This is a genomic window from Methylomicrobium lacus LW14 (assembly GCF_000527095.1).
GTDB classification, from domain to species: Bacteria; Pseudomonadota; Gammaproteobacteria; order Methylococcales; family Methylomonadaceae; genus Methylomicrobium; species Methylomicrobium lacus.
Genome location: NZ_AZUN01000001.1, coordinates 1,658,352 through 1,676,468, shown reverse-complemented (window position 1 = coordinate 1,676,468; position 18,117 = coordinate 1,658,352). Strand labels below are relative to the sequence as shown.

The 18,117-nt window shown below is 57.8% G+C and carries 13 protein-coding genes; 6 read left to right on the top strand and 7 right to left on the bottom strand.

The window, feature by feature from the left end:
* Positions 1 to 37 precede the first annotated feature (37 nt).
* The 5 genes from METLA_RS0107525 (at position 38) to pmbA (ending at position 8,280) form a co-directional block, all read left to right on the top strand.
* Complete coding sequence (locus tag METLA_RS0107525; RefSeq protein WP_024297959.1) at positions 38 to 3,859, top strand: YhdP family protein; 3,822 nt, start codon at positions 38 to 40, stop codon at positions 3,857 to 3,859.
* Positions 3,860 to 3,883: 24 nt separating this feature from the next.
* Complete coding sequence (locus METLA_RS0107520) at positions 3,884 to 4,696, top strand: carbon-nitrogen hydrolase family protein (RefSeq protein WP_024297958.1); 813 nt, start codon at positions 3,884 to 3,886, stop codon at positions 4,694 to 4,696.
* An 11-nt stretch (positions 4,697 to 4,707) separates the two neighbouring features.
* Positions 4,708 to 5,391, top strand: a complete 684-nt coding sequence (bamC, locus tag METLA_RS0107515; RefSeq protein ID WP_024297957.1) for an outer membrane protein assembly factor BamC — start codon at positions 4,708 to 4,710, stop codon at positions 5,389 to 5,391.
* Positions 5,392 to 5,439: 48 nt separating this feature from the next.
* The gene (tldD, locus tag METLA_RS0107510; RefSeq protein WP_024297956.1) at positions 5,440 to 6,879 is read left to right on the top strand and encodes a metalloprotease TldD; all 1,440 of its coding nucleotides are present in this window, start codon (positions 5,440 to 5,442) and stop codon (positions 6,877 to 6,879) included.
* 69 nt (positions 6,880 to 6,948) lie between these two features.
* Complete coding sequence (pmbA, locus tag METLA_RS0107505; protein ID WP_024297955.1) at positions 6,949 to 8,280, top strand: metalloprotease PmbA; 1,332 nt, start codon at positions 6,949 to 6,951, stop codon at positions 8,278 to 8,280.
* 51 nt (positions 8,281 to 8,331) lie between these two features.
* On the opposite strand, the gene METLA_RS0107500 is transcribed toward pmbA, so the two are convergent.
* Together METLA_RS0107500 and thiO are read right to left on the bottom strand one after the other, a co-directional pair.
* Positions 8,332 to 9,357: a quinone-dependent dihydroorotate dehydrogenase gene (locus METLA_RS0107500; RefSeq protein WP_024297954.1), complete on the bottom strand. Its 1,026-nt coding sequence runs from the start codon at positions 9,355 to 9,357 to the stop codon at positions 8,332 to 8,334.
* 15 nt (positions 9,358 to 9,372) lie between these two features.
* Positions 9,373 to 10,476 (bottom strand): glycine oxidase ThiO, encoded by a 1,104-nt coding sequence (gene thiO / locus METLA_RS0107495; RefSeq protein WP_024297953.1) that lies wholly within the window; start codon positions 10,474 to 10,476, stop codon positions 9,373 to 9,375.
* A 600-nt stretch (positions 10,477 to 11,076) separates the two neighbouring features.
* On the opposite strand from thiO, the gene METLA_RS0107490 reads away from it, so the two are divergent.
* The gene (locus METLA_RS0107490) at positions 11,077 to 11,991 is read left to right on the top strand and encodes a hypothetical protein (RefSeq protein WP_024297952.1); all 915 of its coding nucleotides are present in this window, start codon (positions 11,077 to 11,079) and stop codon (positions 11,989 to 11,991) included.
* A gap of 141 nt (positions 11,992 to 12,132) precedes the next feature.
* On the opposite strand, the gene METLA_RS0107485 is transcribed toward METLA_RS0107490, so the two are convergent.
* Genes METLA_RS0107485 through METLA_RS0107465 form a run of 5 tightly spaced genes read right to left on the bottom strand, consistent with a single transcriptional unit; the run spans position 12,133 to position 18,106 of the window.
* Entirely contained in the window at positions 12,133 to 12,318 is a 186-nt protein-coding gene (locus METLA_RS0107485) for a formate dehydrogenase subunit delta (protein ID WP_425411744.1), read from the bottom strand.
* Between the two features lie 34 nt (positions 12,319 to 12,352).
* Complete coding sequence (fdhD, locus tag METLA_RS0107480) at positions 12,353 to 13,213, bottom strand: formate dehydrogenase accessory sulfurtransferase FdhD (protein WP_024297950.1); 861 nt, start codon at positions 13,211 to 13,213, stop codon at positions 12,353 to 12,355.
* Between the two features lie 3 nt (positions 13,214 to 13,216).
* Positions 13,217 to 16,057, bottom strand: a complete 2,841-nt coding sequence (fdhF, locus tag METLA_RS0107475; protein WP_024297949.1) for a formate dehydrogenase subunit alpha — start codon at positions 16,055 to 16,057, stop codon at positions 13,217 to 13,219.
* Positions 16,058 to 16,079: 22 nt separating this feature from the next.
* Positions 16,080 to 17,633 (bottom strand): formate dehydrogenase beta subunit, encoded by a 1,554-nt coding sequence (locus METLA_RS0107470; RefSeq protein ID WP_024297948.1) that lies wholly within the window; start codon positions 17,631 to 17,633, stop codon positions 16,080 to 16,082.
* Entirely contained in the window at positions 17,630 to 18,106 is a 477-nt protein-coding gene (locus tag METLA_RS0107465; RefSeq protein ID WP_024297947.1) for a formate dehydrogenase subunit gamma, read from the bottom strand. Before METLA_RS0107465 ends, METLA_RS0107470 begins: the two co-directional genes overlap by 4 nt.
* Positions 18,107 to 18,117 lie beyond the last annotated feature (11 nt).

The window sequence follows — 18,117 nt, the reverse complement described above, 5'->3', positions numbered from 1 at the left end:
CTTTGCCCTTGAGCTTTTTGCTTTTCACCTGTTTTTCATGATCCACCATATTACCCGAGCTACCCGGCACCTGATTTTCTGGAGTCTGATCATCATCGCGCTGGGCATGACCAGCGTGCGTCTGGTTTTGTCCAGCGTCGAGGGTTATAAGGCCAGATTGGCGGCTAGAGTCAGCGTGATGGTCGGCGCGCCGGTAAAAATCGGCAAGCTCGGCGCGCGCGTGCGCGGCTTCAGTCCCGAAATTGTGCTGAATGATATCGACATCGCTTCGGTCACCGCGAGAAAGCAGAATGCGATCGAACTGAAAGAAATCCGCCTCGGCATTCATTTGCTGCAGGCCGCGCTCAAACGCGAGCTGTTGGCGTCGTCCTGGGTCACGCTGGTCGGCGCGAAACTGACCATCAAACGCAATGCGGACGGCAAATTGAGCATTGCCGGATTGAAAGCGAGCGAAGGCAATCCGTTGTGGCTGCTCGAGACCGGCAAATATGAGGTGATCGACAGCGACATTACCTGGCAGGATGAGCAAAGACAGGGGCGGCCGTTGACTTTCGCGTCGGCCGATATGGCGCTGATCAACGAGAACGGACATCATCGCGTCAATGTGTGGATGGAGTTGCCGGAAAAATTCGGCAAGACGCTCCGGATGTCGATGGACGTGAGCGGCGATCTGTTCGATTTCAAGTCGCTCCAGGGCCGCGCTTATCTCGAAGGCAAAAGCCTGAACCTGCCCGAATGGGTCACGCTCGATTTGCCGCTGGCGATCACCTTGGCCTCAGGGCGCGGCGACCTGAAGGTCTGGAGCGATTGGCAGCCGGCGCAAGCGCTTGCGGTCGCGGGACAGGTCGAAATCAAGGGTTTGAAACTGAAGCGGCCCGGCGCGGAAACGTTCGCGGCCGAGCGACTGCACAGCCGGTTTCGCTTGGCGTTGAGCGAGCAGCGCTGGCGCCTGGACATCAAGGAACTTCAGTTGGCGACGCGTAGCGGCGGCGAGATCAAAGCCTGGCCGGATGCGGTATTCAGCGTCGGGGGCACTGGCGGTGCGGAGAAAGCGAACCGGCAGATCGGGCTGTACGCCGAACATCTGGATTTACAGGAAGCCGCGTTGTTGGGGCGATTTCTGCTGCCGGCTGACGACGCCGCGGCCCGGTTTTTACGGGATGCCGGGCTGAAAGGCGAACTGCGGGATTTTGCCTTGTTCGCGGATACCGAACAACAGTCGCTGTCGGTCAACGGCGATTTCAGCCATGCCGGCATCGAACCGGTTAACGCCTTCCCGGGATTCCATAACCTGTCGGGCCGCATTCACGGCAGTCGCCTACAGGGAGCGCTCGAGCTGGCCGGCGCCGATGCGCTTTTCAACGCGCCGAATCTGTTCCGCGAGCCGGTGCCGTTCGATCGTATCGAGGGCGGGGTGCAATGGCGGCAAACGGCCGAGGGCTGGTCTTTCGACAGCCCGCAACTGGCGCTGGAGTCGCGCGGGTTAAAGATGCAAAACCGGCTGCATCTTGCCGTTCCGAATGCAGGCGGCAGTCCGTTCATCGATTTGCAGAGCCAGTTTTCCTGCGCCGATGTGAAGATTGTGAGCCGCTATTTGCCTGCCAAAATCATGGGGCCCGATGTGGTGAGCTGGCTCGATCATGCGTTTGTGCAAGGCAAAGTGCCTAGGGGCGGGTTCCTGCTGTACGGCAATCCGGCCGATTTTCCGTTTACCGGTGCGGGTGGCGTCTTCGAAGTTATGTTCGATGTCGAAAACCTGGAGCTTGCCTATCAGCCGGGTTGGCCGAATCTGACCGGTATGGCAGCGGAAGTCGTTTTTTACCAGGATGGCTTGCGGGCGACGGTGCGGCAGGGTTCGTCGCATGGCGTGGCGGTCAAGCAGGCATCTGCCGAGATTCAGCATCTGCAAACCGCCGACAAGCTGTCGATCAACGGCGAGCTGGAAGGCGAAATCAACCAGGCGCTCGAATATATTCAGAATTCCCCGCTGGCCGCGCGCGCGGATGCCTTTTTGCGGGTGGCAGCGCCGCAAGGCAAGACCCAGATCGGTCTGGATCTGCAAATTCCGCTGCGCCAGGGCGGGCAATATAAAACCGATGTAAACGCCCGATTCGAAAATGCCGAGTTGCGCCTGAAATCTCCGGATTTGCCGGTGCGGCATGTGACCGGCCGCGTCAAATTCGACGATAAGGGCATCTATGGCGAGAATCTCGCCGCGGAGCTATTGAATTACCCGGTCAAGGCCAGGCTCGAAACGGCCGCTGAGCAGACCGAAGTGCATGTCGATGGGCGCGTCGACATCGACGCTCTGCGCGCCCAATTCGCTTGGCCGTGGCTCGATTTCGCAGAAGGCGAGACGGCGTATCGACTGGCCTTGCGCCTGCCGCATCTGGACGGCAAGCCGACCTTGTCGATCCAGTCCGATTTGGATGGCGTAGGGCTCGATTTGCCCGACATGTTGGCGAAGCCGGCAAAACAACAGAAACAGCTGTCCCTGACGTTTGATTTGGCCGACAAGACGGCGTTGCCGGTCGAGCTGAGCTACGGCAACGATTTCAGCGCGGCGCTCCTTATCGATTTGAACAAACAACAGATCGCGTCCGGGCATGTACTCCTGGGCGACGGTAGGGCGGAGCAACGCCGAGAGCCCGGCTTGAAGCTCGAAATCAAGCGTGAAAAGCTGCAATTGCAGGACTGGATCAAACTGGCCGGCGCACAGGCATCGGCTCAGGGCGCGAAGGCAGACATCCGCCAGCTCAAGGTGCATGGCGATCAGGGCTTTTGGGGGGAGATCAATCTGAAGCGCTTCGATCTGGATTTGCAGCGCGCGGGGACGTTTTGGGATGGCCGCATCGACAGTTCGATCCTGGCAGGCCGGGTCAAGCTGCCGGCAGATTTGAAAGGGCCCGACAGGATAGACCTGAAGCTGGACCGGCTCGATGTGTCGGCATTGACAAACCTCAAAATGGAACAAGGCGGCCAGGATGGCGCTTCCGACTATTTCCCGCTGCTCTCGGTCAGCAGCGAGAAGACCTTCTGGAAAGCGGCCAATTTGGGCCGTTTGGTGATGAATACCGAGCGTGTTCCGGGCGGTTTGGTTTTCGACCGCTTCGAATTGCAGGGCAAGGATCAGAAGCTGACGCTGACCGGCGACTGGAAAAACGCAGGCAAGCAAGCGCAAACCCAGGTCAAGGGGCGGCTGGAATTGATCAAGGGCGGCGAGTTGTTGGATCGCCTCTACATCAGCAAGGATTTGACCGAGACCAGCGGCGTGGTCGATTTCGACCTGAATTGGCAGGCGCCGCCTTATGGGTTTGCGCTGGCCGATTTGCAGGGCTTCGCGGCTGTCGACTTGAAGAGCGGACGCATCCTGAGCATCGAGCCCGGCTTCGGGCGGGTGCTCGGCATTCTGTCGATGGCGCAGTGGTTCAAGCGCCTGCAACTGGATTTCAGCGACGTGTACCAGGAAGGCCTGACCTTCAACAGCATCAAGGGGCGTTTCAAGCTTGGGGGCGGCAAGGCGGTGACCGATGATCTGGTCGTCGACGCGGTGCCGGCCAAAATTTCGATCAGCGGCGAAACCGATTATGTGAACAGGACTGTCGATCACATCATCAACGTGGCGCCAAAAAGTGCCGAGGCGGTGCCCATTGCTGGTACAATTATGGGCAAGTTTGCGGCCTTGATCGATAAAACGATCACCGGAACCGAGCATGAAGGCTTTTTTTTCGGCTCGCAATATCTGGTCAAAGGCGGCTGGGACAATGCGGAGATTATTACTTTGCATGAAAAGGAAGGGTTGTTTCAGAAAACCTGGAGCGGAATCACCGACTTTCCCGCGCTGCTGAAAAATAACTAATAATGATAATTTTAAGAGGAATGCATGAGTAAGTGTGCGGCCATACAGATGGCGTCCAGTCCCAATGTCGGCGCTAACCTGCTGGAAGCCGAGAAGCTGATCGCGGAAGCGGCAAAAGCCGGCGCGAAACTGGTCGCGTTGCCGGAAAATTTTGCGCTGATGGGCGAGCATGAGCTGGACAAAATCCGGGTCAAGGAAGTCGACGGTCAGGGCCCGATTCAAAATTTTTTAGCCGAGACCGCCCTGAAATACGGCGTCTGGATCGTCGGCGGCACGATGCCGATCGCCGGTGATGCGGAGAATAAAGTCAGAGCGGCCTGTCTGATCTATAACGACCGCGGCGAACGGGTCGCGCGCTATGACAAGATGCATCTTTTCGATGTCAGCGTGCCCGGTACCAACGAAGTCTATCGGGAATCCGATTCGATCGAGGCCGGCGCTCATCCCTTGGTTTTCGATACGCCGTTCGGCCGGATGGGCGTCGCGGTGTGTTACGATCTGCGTTTCCCGGAGTTCTTCCGGGAGATGGCGCGGATGGGCATGGAAATCCTGGTGATTCCTTCGGCATTTACCGCCGAGACCGGCGCCGCGCACTGGGAGCTCTTGCTGCGCGCCCGCGCGGTCGAAAACCTGTGCTATATCATCGCGCCGAATCAGGGCGGTTTTCATATCAACGGCCGCAAGACCTTCGGGCACAGCATGATTGTCGATCCGTGGGGCGTAGTGCTGGATTGTTATAAAACCGGCGGCGGTTTTGTCGCGGCCGAGATCGATCTGGAACACCTCGAGAAAGTCCGTACCGCATTTCCGGTGTTGCAACACCGTCGATTCATTTAGTAGGTCAAGGCATGCGCTTGCGTTGGGCTGTTCTTTTTGCGTGTTTGTTGCTGGCGGCCTGCGCGTCCGACGATGCGCGCTATCGGGATACTTCGGGGCTCGAGAGGCCCCCGACCTTGGTGATCGAGAAGCATGAAGCGGAGGAAGAGCCTGCCAAGGCCGAAGCGGACAAGCCGGCAGAAGAAGCGGCCGCAAGCGCCGATGAAGATCAGGAAGATGCGGAGCCGAAAACCCCAAAAGGCCTCGGCGATCTGGTCTCGATCAACGACGCGCCGCCCTTGGTGCTGACGATCAAACAGTCCTTCGATGTGGCCTGGAACTCGCTGAAACAGGCGCTGATCCAAAGCGGTATCGAAGTAACCGACCTCGAACACGACAAGGGCAAATTTTATGTCAGCTACGATGCGGATAGCTACGCGGCCGAGCACGGCTCGTTAATTGAAAAATCGGTCGCCTTGTTCAGTGGCGATTATGCCAAGCAAGGCTTCCTGTTGACGCTGACAGCCGAAGGCTCGGCAACGAAGGTGACCGCCGCGCCGGTCAAGGATGCCGAGTACCGGAAGCGAACCGATCATGATGACGAAGAGGCCGCTGCCGACAGCGATGTCGCGGATAAGGACCAACCGACTGACGGCGCCGATAAATTGCTCAAAGCGCTCTATTTGACGCTGAAGGAGGATTTGCGTGAGAACTAATGATCCGGCATTGACCGTGCGTCCCTTTAATCCAACTGAACTGTTTTGATGGAATTGATTACTCTGGCCAAACAGGCCATCCTTAGACCTTCCGGGATTACCGAAAGCGAGATCGATACGATCATGGGCCGCCTCTTGTCCTCGCGGGCGGATGCGGCCGATATTTATTTTCAATCCACCCGCGCCGAATCCTGGGTCATGGAAGGCGGCATTATCAAGGAAGGCAGCCATAATATCGCGCAGGGCGCCGGCGTGCGCGCGGTGTCCGGCGACAAGACCGGCTTTGCCTACAGCGACCGCATCGAATTGCCGGTCCTGCTGGAGGCGGCCAATAACGTAAAGGCGATCGTGCGCCAGGGGCAAAATGCCAGCGCAGGCTTGACCTTGCCGGCCAACTGGCCGTCTTACTACCCGCCGATCGACCCGATCAAATCGCTTGAAGACCAAGAGAAGATCGACCTGTTACGGAGGGTCGAAAGCGAGACGCGGAGGCTCGATCCCCGGATCGAGGAGGTGATCGTCAGCCTGATCGGCGTCCATGACCACATCCTGGTCGCCGGGTCGGACGGCCTGCTCGCCGCGGATGTGCGGCCTTTGGTGCGGATGAACGTGACGGTCATCGTCGTGCAGAACGGCCGCCGCGAACAGGGCAGCATGGGCGGCGGCGCGCGCAGCGATTACCGTTATTTTATCGAACAGGACAGGGCGCTCGATTACGGCCGCGAAGCGGTGCGTCAGGCCTTGGTGAACCTCGACGCGGTCGAGGCGCCGGCCGGCAATATGACTATCGTATTGGGGCCGGGTTGGCCGGGTATCCTGCTGCATGAAGCGATCGGTCACGGCCTGGAAGGCGATTTCAACCGCAAGGGTACGTCCGCTTTCAGCGGCCGCGTCGGCGAACGTGTTGCGTCTTCGTTGTGCACGGTCGTCGACGACGGCGCTCTGCCGGGCCGTCGCGGCTCGTTGAGCATCGATGATGAAGGCACGCCGACCGAGCAAACGATTTTGATCGAAAAAGGCATCCTGAAAGGCTACATGCAGGACAAGATGAATGCGCGGCTGATGGGGGTCAGGCCGACCGGCAACGGACGCCGCGAATCGTACGCGCATGCCCCGATGCCGCGGATGACCAATACCTACATGCTGCCCGGTCCGCACAATCCCGAGGAAATCATTCGCAGCGTCGAAAAAGGCATCTATGCGAAAAACTTCGGCGGCGGTCAGGTCGATATTACCTCCGGCAAGTTTGTGTTTTCGGCCAGCGAAGCCTATCTGATCGAAAACGGCAGGATCACCCGGCCGGTCAAAGGCGCCACCTTGATCGGCAACGGACCGGATGTATTGACCCGGGTGTCGATGGTCGGCAACGACCTGGAACTGGATTCGGGCGTCGGCACCTGCGGCAAGGAAGGCCAGAGCGTGCCGGTCGGCGTCGGCCAGCCGACCTTGAAAATCGACGGCTTGACCGTCGGCGGAACGAGTGTTTAATCCATGTAAGGGGCTTCCTTGCATCAATCCGCTTTACGGCAATAGAGTATTTTAGAAGAGTCTCATATTTTGCAAAATCAGGATCAAATCAACGAATTGAAAGCGATCGTGCAGTCCTTGCTGGACGAGGCGATCAGGCAGGGCGCCAGCGCCGCGGAAGCGGGCCTCAGTCAGGAAAACGGCTTGTCGGTGACGGCCCGGATGGGCGATGTCGAAACGATCGAGCATCACCGCGATCAGGGCTTGGGAGTCACGGTCTATTTCGGTCAGCGCAAGGGTTCGGCGAGCACCACGCATCTGTCGCCCGAGGCGATCAAGGACACCGTCGCGGCGGCATGCAGCATCGCCCGTTACACGAATGCGGACGACTATGCCGGCCTGCCCGAACGGGACCTGCTGGCGACCGAGTTTCCCGATCTCCAGCTGAATCATCCCTGGGCGATCGACGCGGAAGCCGCGATCGCGCTCGCGATCGAATGCGAGGACGCCGCGCGCGGCTACGATGCCGAAATCAGCAATTCGGAAGGCGCTAGCGTGAATACGCACCAAGGTATCCATGTGATGGGCAATACGCTCGGTTTTCTGCAAGGGTCGATGTCCACGCGGCATTCCTTGAGCTGCTCGGTCCTGGCCGAACGCGGCGGCAACATGCAGCGCGATTACTGGTACAGCGTCGCGCGCAATCCTCTGGATCTGGAATCCGGTATTCATGTCGGCCAAAAAGCCGCGCAGCGCACGCTGAGACGGCTCGGCGCGCGCTCATTGAGCACCCGGCAGTGCCCGGTGCTGTACTCGGCGGAGATCGCTTCCGGCCTGCTCGGCTCGTTCATCGGCGCGATCAGCGGCGGCGTGCTGTACCGGAAATCCTCCTTCCTCTTGGATGCGCTCGATACGCAAGTCTTTCCGGAATTCATTCATATCCATGAGCAGCCGCACCTGATCGGCGCGCTCGGCAGCGCGGCCTACGACAGCGAAGGCGTCGCGACCCGTCCGCATGACATCGTCAGTGAAGGCATTGTCCGCAGTTATGTGCTGAGCACCTATTCGGCCCGCAAGCTCGGCATGAGAAGCACCGGCAACGCCGGCGGCGTGCACAATCTGAGCATCAATCCGGGTGCGCTGGATTTTCAGGGTATGCTTAAGTTATTGGATACCGGCTTGCTGGTGACCGAATTGATGGGGCAGGGCGTGAACATGGTGACCGGCGATTATTCGCGCGGCGCGGCCGGCTTCTGGGTCGAAAACGGCCAGATTCAATATCCGGTCGAGGAAATCACGATCGCCGGCAATCTGGAGGACATGTTCAAGCATATCGTCGCGGTCGGCAACGATGTCGACCTGCGCGGCAATGTCCGCACCGGTTCTATCCTGATCGAACGGATGTCGATCGCCGGCGAATAATCCGGTCAAATGTAGGGTGGGCGGCGCTTTTCCGCCCACCATGACGGTGTCCTATTTCACCGTATTCAATCCCTGCACACACTCCGCAATTAACTGCGGCCCCTGATAAATCAAGCCGCTGTAAATCTGTATCAGACTCGCGCCGGCCGCGATTTTCTCAGCCGCATCAATCCCGCTTAAAATCCCTCCCGCCGCGATGATCGGACAGCGGCCGTTCAATTCCGCCGCCAGCGCGCGCACGACATGCGTCGATTTTTCCTTGACCGGCGCGCCGCTCAAACCGCCCGCCTCGGAAGCCAGGGGGTGCCCTGCGATTTTGTCACGGCCCAGCGTGGTGTTGGTCGCAATTACGCCGTCGATCGCAAATCCAACCAAAAGCCGAGCGATTTGCGCAATGTCTTCATCGCTCAAATCGGGCGCGATTTTGACGACGATTGGCACGTAGCGCAGATGGGTTTCGGCCAGTTTGAATTGTTCCTCCTTCAATGCCGACAGCAGGGTCTTAAGTTCGTCGCCCTGCTGCAATTGGCGCAGATTCTTCGTATTCGGCGAGGAAATATTGATCGTGACATAGCTGGCCGAGGCATAGACCTTGCGGAATCCTATCAGATAATCGTCGGTTGCCTGCTCGATCGGCGTGTCGAAATTCTTGCCGATGTTGATGCCGAGAATGCCTTGGTAATCGGCCTGGCGGACCTGCTCGATCAGATGATCCACGCCGAGGTTGTTGAAACCCATCCGGTTGATGATTGCCTGATGTTCGGGCATCCTGAACAAGCGCGGCTGCGGATTGCCGGGCTGCGGCCGCGGCGTGACCGTGCCGATTTCGATGAAGCCGAAGCCGAGCGCGGCCAGGGCGTCGATATGGTCGCCGTTTTTGTCGAGGCCGGCCGCGAGTCCGACCGGATTTTTAAAGGTCAGTCCCATTACCTCGACCGGTTCGGCCTTGATTTCGGGATAAATCCAGCGGCTGATGCCCGAGGCGGAGGCCAGGTCGAGCAGTTTCAGCGTGACGCCATGCGCGGCTTCAGGATTCAGTTTGAAAAGTAAGGGGCGCAATAAAGGATAAAGATTCATGCGGTTCAAATGGTGTTAATGCAAACTGGAAAATTGATAAGGTTCCGGGGCGACGCGCGGCGTGCGCTTCAGGATCAGGTCGGCCAACAGTTCGGCCGAAGCCGGCCCCATCGCCAGACCGTTTCTGAAATGACCGGCGTTGAGGTAAAGATTCTCAATTTCGGGGTGGCGGCCGATATAGGGGACGCCATGCTCGGTGCCCGGCCTGAGGCCGGCCCAGTGTTTGATGATCGGGAATTGACTCAGCTTGGGCATCAGCGCGAATGCGAAATCCTTCAGCTGGTCATGCACTTTGGCCGACAGCGTTTTATCGAACTGATCGTGCTCGACCGAACTGCCGGCCAGAATCTTGCCGTCGCGGCGCGGAATCAGGTAGCGGTCCTGATCGAGCACCATGTGCGTGAGCGTATCCGGTTGCGCTTCGATCAGCAGCATCTGGCCCTTGACCGGCGCGATGGCCGGCGCATTGGTTGCCGGTTGTTCCGGAAACAAACGTGAGAAGAGTTGACCGGTCCAGGCGCCGGCGCTGACGACCAGGTGGTCGACCGGAAACTTGCCTTGCGTGGTGTCGATCGCGCTAATCCGGCCTTGCCGTAGCGAAGCCGTCAGCAGTTCGCAATCCTCGATGATCCTGATGCCTGTGTTGATCAGATCCTGCCTGAGCGACTTGACCAGCCGGGGATTGCGCGCCTGGGCAATATCGGGCAGCCAGAGTGGATGGTCGGTCTCCGTGTGCAGATCGTTGAAAAACGCCTGGCCTGGCGTCTCGTAACGAATCGCATAATGCTCGCACCAGTCGATGGCGGCTTGCAGATCGGGATTTTTTACGATCAACAGTCCGCAAGGCGTCCATTCGGGGTCCAGATGGGTGTCTTGAAGTAGTTGTTCGGCCAACAACGGGTATAAGGCGTGGCTGCGAATCACCAGGCGGGAAATCGCATCCGGCTGCCGCCAAGGATACAAAGGCAGCAAAATGCCGCCGCCCGCCCAGGAAGATTCCTGGCCGATCCGGTTTTTTTCGATCAGCGTGACGCGGGCGCCGGCCTGATGCAGTTCTCTGGCGGTTAAAAGGCCGACGATGCCGCCGCCGATGAGGGTAATGTCAGAATGTTGGGTCATGATAAATTGAAAAAGCCGGAAATGATCCGTGTGCTTGTCGCTTTAGGGATGTCAGGTAAAAAATGTGGGGAGCTCATGCTTTGTGCTGAAGACAGGCAAAATCATGCTCCGCGCAACCAGAAAGCCGGTTAATTTATCATGATATTGATCTTTTGGGTTGTGTATTTGGTGATGTAACAGGGGGGAACTGTTGGTAAAACCTGCATGCCGCTGACATGGCGACGCTACAATTTGTCCGTTATTTGGGTCTCATTTTTCTGTTTCTTATTGTTGTTAAATGGCAACATTTTGATGTTTTTCAAGCGTTAAAGGTTTATTAACAATTGCTTTTATAGTTAATAAATCGTTTGGAGGAAACATTAAATAGGTTGTTGTCGGTATGAAAAACTTACCAAAAAGGTGTTGTTTTACGCTTACAATGATTATGTTTTTTTTTGTATTATCTTATAAGTGTATGTTTTACAATAAAAAATTATATTGAAAAAAATATCGCAAACACTTGTAATGGGTCGATATTATTGCTATTATTAGCCCCGTGAAATACGCTTTGTTGTTTCAAAGCAAAATTTTGTAAAATTACAACCTCATGAGGGGGATCAAATGAGCAAGAAAATTCATACACCCAGCGCAATCGCAGCTGCGGCTTTGGCCTTGGCGGGCATCGTCTCCGCTCCGGAGGCTCTGGCCGCTTCAAAGGCGGAGCGGGTAGCAGAAGCAGCAAGCAACAAAGCGGACGCTCTGGAAGCGCAATTGCAGGCAATGCAAAACGAAATAAACAGCCTGCGCGCCGCGGCCGCTCAGCCTACTTGCAACAACTGTGAAAAAGTTCAGGAACTGGATCAGTGGATGCAACAAACCAAATCCGCTCCGATTAAGGTTGAAACCAAGGACAACTTGGCATTCTTCCGCGGTGGTTACAATCATATGAATCGTGGAAGAGGCGGCACTTTGGATCCTACCGATGTTCCAGGTGTAGGATCTAATCGAAATGGCGTGGCTGTCGGATCTATCTCTGACCAAGACGGGTGGTATTTTGGCGCCGGATTCGATTTCAGCATCAACGACGACTTGTTCGGCTTGATGGACAATACCGAGCTTGCGGCTGAATTGTTGATTGACTACAGACAATTGGCCGAGAAAAAATCCAATGGCCTGTCCCCTCAAGAAACTGCTGTATTGGCTTCATTGGGTGTAGATCTTCCTGCTGCCAATACTCAGTCTGCAACCGTCAATCAATTGACTTTGTCTGCTTCGCCAAAGATCAAATTCATGAAGGGCAGCAAATTCAGACCTTGGGTCATTCCAGTCGGTCTTGAGCTGAACGTAATCAGCCCGCCGTCTGACGCGATTACCGTATTAAATCCTGGTCTGGGATTCGGCGCCGGTGCGGATTATAACTTGTGGAAAGATATCCACATTGGCGCGGATGCCCGTTACCATCTTTCATTGGATGATGTGGACGGCGTTGATACCGATGGCGTTACCGCCGGCGGCTATATCGGTTTTGGTTTCTAAAAAAACCTAGCTATACCGTTCAAAGAGGAGGGCTAACAAAGCCCTCCTTTTTTTTGCCTAAAATCTTTGAGAGTGGATTATGGTGAAGGCTCTGGCATTCCGAAAAAGATGGAAGGGATGAAACATCCCGTCCTGCCCCGATCAAACCAGTTTTTGCACGGCCTTCAGCGCCAAGGGCGTCAGTTCCTTGCCGTCTTGCTGGCAATAAGCAATGATTTGCTGCCGCATTCTGGGGTCCCATGATCTTTTAATGTGATTTTTGACGCCCTCGGCCGCGAGTTCCTTATCGCTTTCGGAGTTGAAAAATTCGCTAATGTCGTTAGCCATTGTGATCAGTTTTTCGATATGCATCGTTAAATTTTCAGGTAATCAGAGTCGGATAGGTAAGGTGGGTCAGGCGCTCCGGATGGCTGTAGACGACATGCTGGTCGTCGCGGGCGAAGCCGACCAGTGTAATGCCGGATTCTTCGGCCAGACGGATCGCCAATCCGGTCGGAGCGGACATCGCGGCCAACAGGGTAACGCCGACGCTGGCCGCTTTTTGCACCAGTTCGTAACTGGCGCGGCTGGTCATGATCAGGAAGCCTCCGGCCGGATTCTTGCCAAGCCGCAATAACAAGCCGATCAGTTTGTCGAGCGCATTGTGGCGGCCGACATCTTCGCGGACGCATTGAATGCCTTGTCCCGGTACGATCCACGCGGCTGCATGTACCGCGCCGGTCAATTGATTCAGTTTTTGTTGCTCTCGAATTTCGTTCAGCGCCGCGAATAGTTCTGCAGCCGGCAGTTGCAAATTGCCGCAGACGTGTTTGGCATCGCGCACGGCTTGTTGCAGGGTTGTCGCGCCGCACAGCCCACAGCCGGTGCGGCCGGTCATATTACGGCCTTTGCCTGCCATCTTTGCAAAACGCGCTTCGGGAATCTTGATGCGCGCTTCGATGCCGTTCGAGCGGTTATACACATGCACCGACAGCAGTTCGGAAGGTTCCTGAATGATGCCTTCGGTGATGCTGAAGCCGAGCGCGAAATCCTCGATGTTGGCCGGCGTCATCAGCATCACCACATGCGGTTCGCCGTTATAGACCAGCGAAACCGGCACCTCTTCGGCAATATAGTCCTGCTGGATGCTGTGCTGCTGCCCACGCCAGCGCTCGACCCGGCCAAGCTGGTAGCTTGGCCAGCCCAGTTCGGGTGAGAGCGGCTGCATTACGACATTGGCCATGGCTTATTCCTTGGCGAGGAATTCCAGTTGTTCTTCGGAAAATGCCTGATAGTTTTGCTGCCATTCCGAGGTGTGGCTGACTTTGGCGACCTGCACCGCGGTGACCTTGTATTCCGGGCAGTTGGTCGCCCAGTCCGAATTGTCGGTCGTGATCACGTTGGCGCCGGATTCCGGGAAGTGGAAGGTCGTGTAAACGACGCCCGGTTGCACCCGGTCGGTGATCAACGCCCGCAGCACGGTCTCGCCGGCGCGGCTCTTGATGCCGACCCAGTCGCCATTCTTGAGGCCTCTGTCTTCGGCATCATGCGGATGGATTTCGAGCCGGTCTTCGGCATGCCAGGCGACGTTGTCGGTACGGCGGGTTTGCGCGCCGACATTGTATTGCGACAAAATTCGGCCGGTGGTCAGAATCAGCGGGAACATCCGGGTCGTGCGTTCGTGCGTCGCGACATATTCGGTCAGCATGAACAGGCCCTTGCCGTTGTCGCGCATGAAGTGCTGTTCGTGCATCGTCGGCGTGCCTTCCGGTGCCTCTGTGTTGCATGGCCACTGGATGCTGCCGAGACGATCGATCTTTTCATAGCTGACGCCGGCAAAGGTCGGGGTCAGTCTTGCGATTTCGTCCATGATCTCGGAAGGATGGCTGTAATTCATCGGATAGCCGATCGCATTGGACAGCATCTGGGTGACTTCCCAGTCTTCGTAGCCGCCGAGTGGCGCCATTACCTTGCGCACCGGTGAAATCCGGCGTTCGGCATTCGTGAAGGTGCCGCTTTTTTCGAGGAAAGACGAGCCGGGCAGGAACACGTGCGCGAATTTCGCGGTTTCGTTCAGGAACAAATCCTGCACGATCACGCATTCCATCGAACGCAAGGCGTGATGGACATGCTGGATGTCCGGATCGGATTGCGCAATGTCTTCGCCTTCGACATACAAGCCCATGAAGCTGCCGTCGGACGCCGCATCGAACATGTTCGGAATGCGCAGACCGGGTTCGCCTTGCAGTGTGACGCCCCAGTTCTGTTCGAACAGATGGCGGGTCGCATCGTCCGACACATGGCGGTAGCCGGGGAATTCATGCGGGAACGAGCCCATGTCGCAGGAACCTTGCACGTTGTTCTGGCCGCGCAATGGGTTCACGCCGACGCCTTCGCGGCCCAGATTGCCTGTCGCCATCGCGAGGTTCGCGATGCCGATGACCGTGGTCGAACCCTGGCTGTGTTCGGTGACGCCGAGGCCGTAATAGATCGCGCCATTGCCGGCGCTCGCATAAAGGCGAGCCGCGGCGCGGATTTCGCCGGCCGGAACGCCGGTCACCGCCTCGACCGCTTCCGGCGCATGGCGTTCGTCGGAAATGAAGCGGCGCCATTTGTTGAACGATTCGAGATCGCAGCGGCCGTCGACAAACGCTTCGTCGATGAAGCCCTCGGTGACTATGACATGCGCGAGCGCATTGATCAGCGCGACGTTGGTGCCGGGACGCAATTTCAAATGGTGCGAAGCCTTCACATGCGGCGATTTGACCAGATCGATCTCGCGCGGATCGACTACGATCAGCTTGGCGCCTTGGCGCAGGCGTTTTTTCATCTGCGAGCCGAAGACCGGATGGCCGTCGGTCGGGTTAGCGCCGATCACCATGATCACGTCGGCCTTCATGACCGAGTCGAAATTCTGGGTGCCGGACGATTCGCCGAAGGTTTGTTTGAGGCCGTAGCCGGTCGGCGAGTGGCAGACGCGCGCGCAGGTGTCGACGTTATTGTTGCCGAAGCCGGCGCGGATCAGTTTCTGCACCAGATAGGTTTCTTCGTTCGTGCAGCGCGACGAGGTGATGCCGCCGATCGAGTCGCGGCCGTATTTGGCCTGAATCCGTTTCAGTTCGGAGGCCGCATAATTGATCGCTTCCTCCCAGCTGACTTCCTGCCAGTGGTCCTTGATGCTCTTGCGGATCATCGGTTGGGTGATGCGGTCCTTGTGCGTCGCATAACCGAACGCGAACCGGCCTTTCACGCAGGAATGACCGTGGTTGGCCTTGCCGTCCTTGTGCGGCACCATCCGGATGACCTGGTCGCCCTTCATCTCGGCGCGGAACGAACAGCCGACGCCGCAGTAGGCGCAGGTCGTCACGATCGCATGCTCGGGTGTACCTTGCTCGATCACCGATTTTTCGATTAGCGTCGCGGTAGGGCAGGCCTGGACGCAGGCGCCGCAGGACACGCATTCGGAATCCATGAACGCCTGGTTCTGGCTCGGCGAGACTTTCGAGTCGAAGCCGCGGCCGTCGATCGTCAACGCGAACGTGCCTTGCGTTTCTTCACAGGCGCGCACGCAGCGCGAGCAGACGATGCATTTGCTCGGATCGAAAGTGAAATAAGGGTTGCTTTGGTCCTTGACCGAATTCAGGTGGTTTTCGCCGAGCGGATTGTAGCGCACTTCGCGCAGGCCCACTGCGCCGGCCATGTCTTGCAGTTCGCAGTCGCCGTTGGCGGCGCAGGTCAAGCAGTCGAGAGGGTGGTCCGAGATATACAATTCCATCACGCCGCGGCGCACGTCGGCCAGTTTTTTATTCTGGGTCGTGACCACCATGCCTTCGCCGACCGGCGTGGTGCAGGATGCCGGCATGCCGCGCGCGCCCTTGATTTCGACCACGCACAAGCGGCACGAACCGAACGGTTCGAGGCTGTCGGTCGCGCACAGCTTCGGAATATCGATGCCGATGCTGGCCGCCGCGCGCAATACCGAAGTCCCGGCCGGCGCGGTTACCTGAAAGCCGTCAATTTCCAGATTGACGAGTTGTTCGGATGGTCTGGCGGGGGTGCCAAAATCTTTTTCTTTATCGAGCGACATAACGAATACCTCTTGATCTGGTTCAGGCCGCGTCGGCTTGGCCGGCGATGCCGAAATCTTCCGGGAAATGGTTCAGTGCGCTGAGTACCGGATAGGGCGTCATGCCGCCCAAAGCGCACAGGGAGCCGTTCAGCAGCGTATTGCAAAGATCGCGCAGCAGCGGCACGTTTTTCGCGAGATCGCGCCCTTCGATGATGTCGGTGATCACTTCGACGCCGCGGGTCGAACCGATACGGCATGGCGTACATTTGCCGCAGGATTCGATCTTGCAGAACTCCATGCTGTAGCGCGCCATGTCGGCCATATCGACCGTGTCGTCGAACGCGACCACGCCGCCGTGGCCGAGCACGGCCCAGATCGCCGCGAAGGCTTCGTAATCGAGCGGGGTATCGAACTGCGATTCGGGCATGTAAGCGCCCAAGGGGCCGCCGACCTGCACCGCCTTGATCGGCCGGCCGCTCGCCGAACCGCCGCCGTAGTCGTAGAGCAATTCGCGCAGTGTCATGCCGAACGCAATTTCGACCAGGCCCGGATATTTGATGTTGCCGGCCAGTTGCAAGGGCAGCGTACCGCGCGAACGGCCCATGCCGTAATCGCGGTAGAATTCGCCGCCCTTGTCCAGGATGATCGGCACCGAAGCGAGCGAGATCACGTTGTTCACGATCGTCGGCTTGCCGAATAGGCCGCTGATCGCGGGCAGCGGCGGCTTGAAGCGGACCAAGCCGCGTTTGCCTTCGAGGCTTTCCATCAAGGACGTTTCCTCGCCGCAGATATAGGCACCGGCGCCGAGGCGGACTTCCAGATCGAATTTCTTGCCGCTGCCGAGAATGTTGCCGCCGAGGTAACCTGCCGCGTAAGCCTTTTGGAGCGCCGCATTCAGCGCCTTATGCGCGTGCGGATATTCGACGCGCAGATAGATGTAACCTTGCGTCGCGCCGACCGCGATGCCGGCAATCGTCATGCCTTCGATCAGCACGAACGGATCGCCTTCCATCACCATCCGGTCGGAGAAGGTGCCGGAGTCGCCTTCGTCGGCGTTGCAGATGATATATTTTTGCTCCGACGGCGTGTTCAGCACCGTATTCCATTTGATGCCGGTCGGGAACGCCGCGCCGCCGCGGCCTCTGAGGCCCGAGTCGGTGACGTGCTTGACGATGTCTGCGCCGGTCATCCCCAACGCATTTTTCAGGCCGCGATAGCCGTCGTGGGCGATGTAATCGTCGAGGCTGACAGGATCGGTGATGCCGATGCGCTGAAAGGTCAGGCGCTGCTGTTTCTTCAGATAGGGCAGTTCTTCGATCAGGCCCAACGACAAGGCATGCTTGCCGCCGGTCACAAAATTCGCGTCGAACAGGCTGGCAACGTCCTTGACCTGAACGGGGCCGTAAGCGATGCGGCCGTTCGGCGTCCCGACTTCGAGCAGGGGCTCCAACCAGTGCAAGCCGCGCGAACCGTTGCGGACCAATTTGATTTTTATGCCGCGTTTTTCGGCTTCCTGCTTGACGGCGGCCGCGACGCGATCGGCGCCCAATGCCACGGCGGCCGCATCGCCCGGAATATAAACGGTATGGGTCATGCCGAAGCCTCCTCTGCATTGATGATGCTGTCGAATAATTCGGCGCTGGAGTGGCCGTAAAGTTCTTCGCCGATCTGCATCGACGGCGATACGGAGCACAAGCCGAGGCAATAAACCGGTTCGAGAGAAAAAGCGCCGTCTGCGGTCGTTTCGTGATAGTCGATGCCCAGCTTGTTTTTGACATGCGCTTCCAGGGCTTTAGCGCCCTTCGCCTGACACGATTCGGCACGACAGAGATGCACCGTGGTCTTGCCGGGCGGCGTTTCGCGAAAATAATGGTAAAAACTGATCACGCCGTGCACTTCGGCGCGGGAAAGATTCAGCGCCTTGGCGATGGCGGGAACGGTTTCGGCCGGAATGTAGCCGAGCTTGTCCTGGATCCCGTGCAGGATCGGCAACAGCGCGCCGGGCAGGTCTTTCAGACTGGCAATGATGTCTTGCACTATAGTGTCGATAGCGCCGGATTCTCTCATGTTTCTCTCTC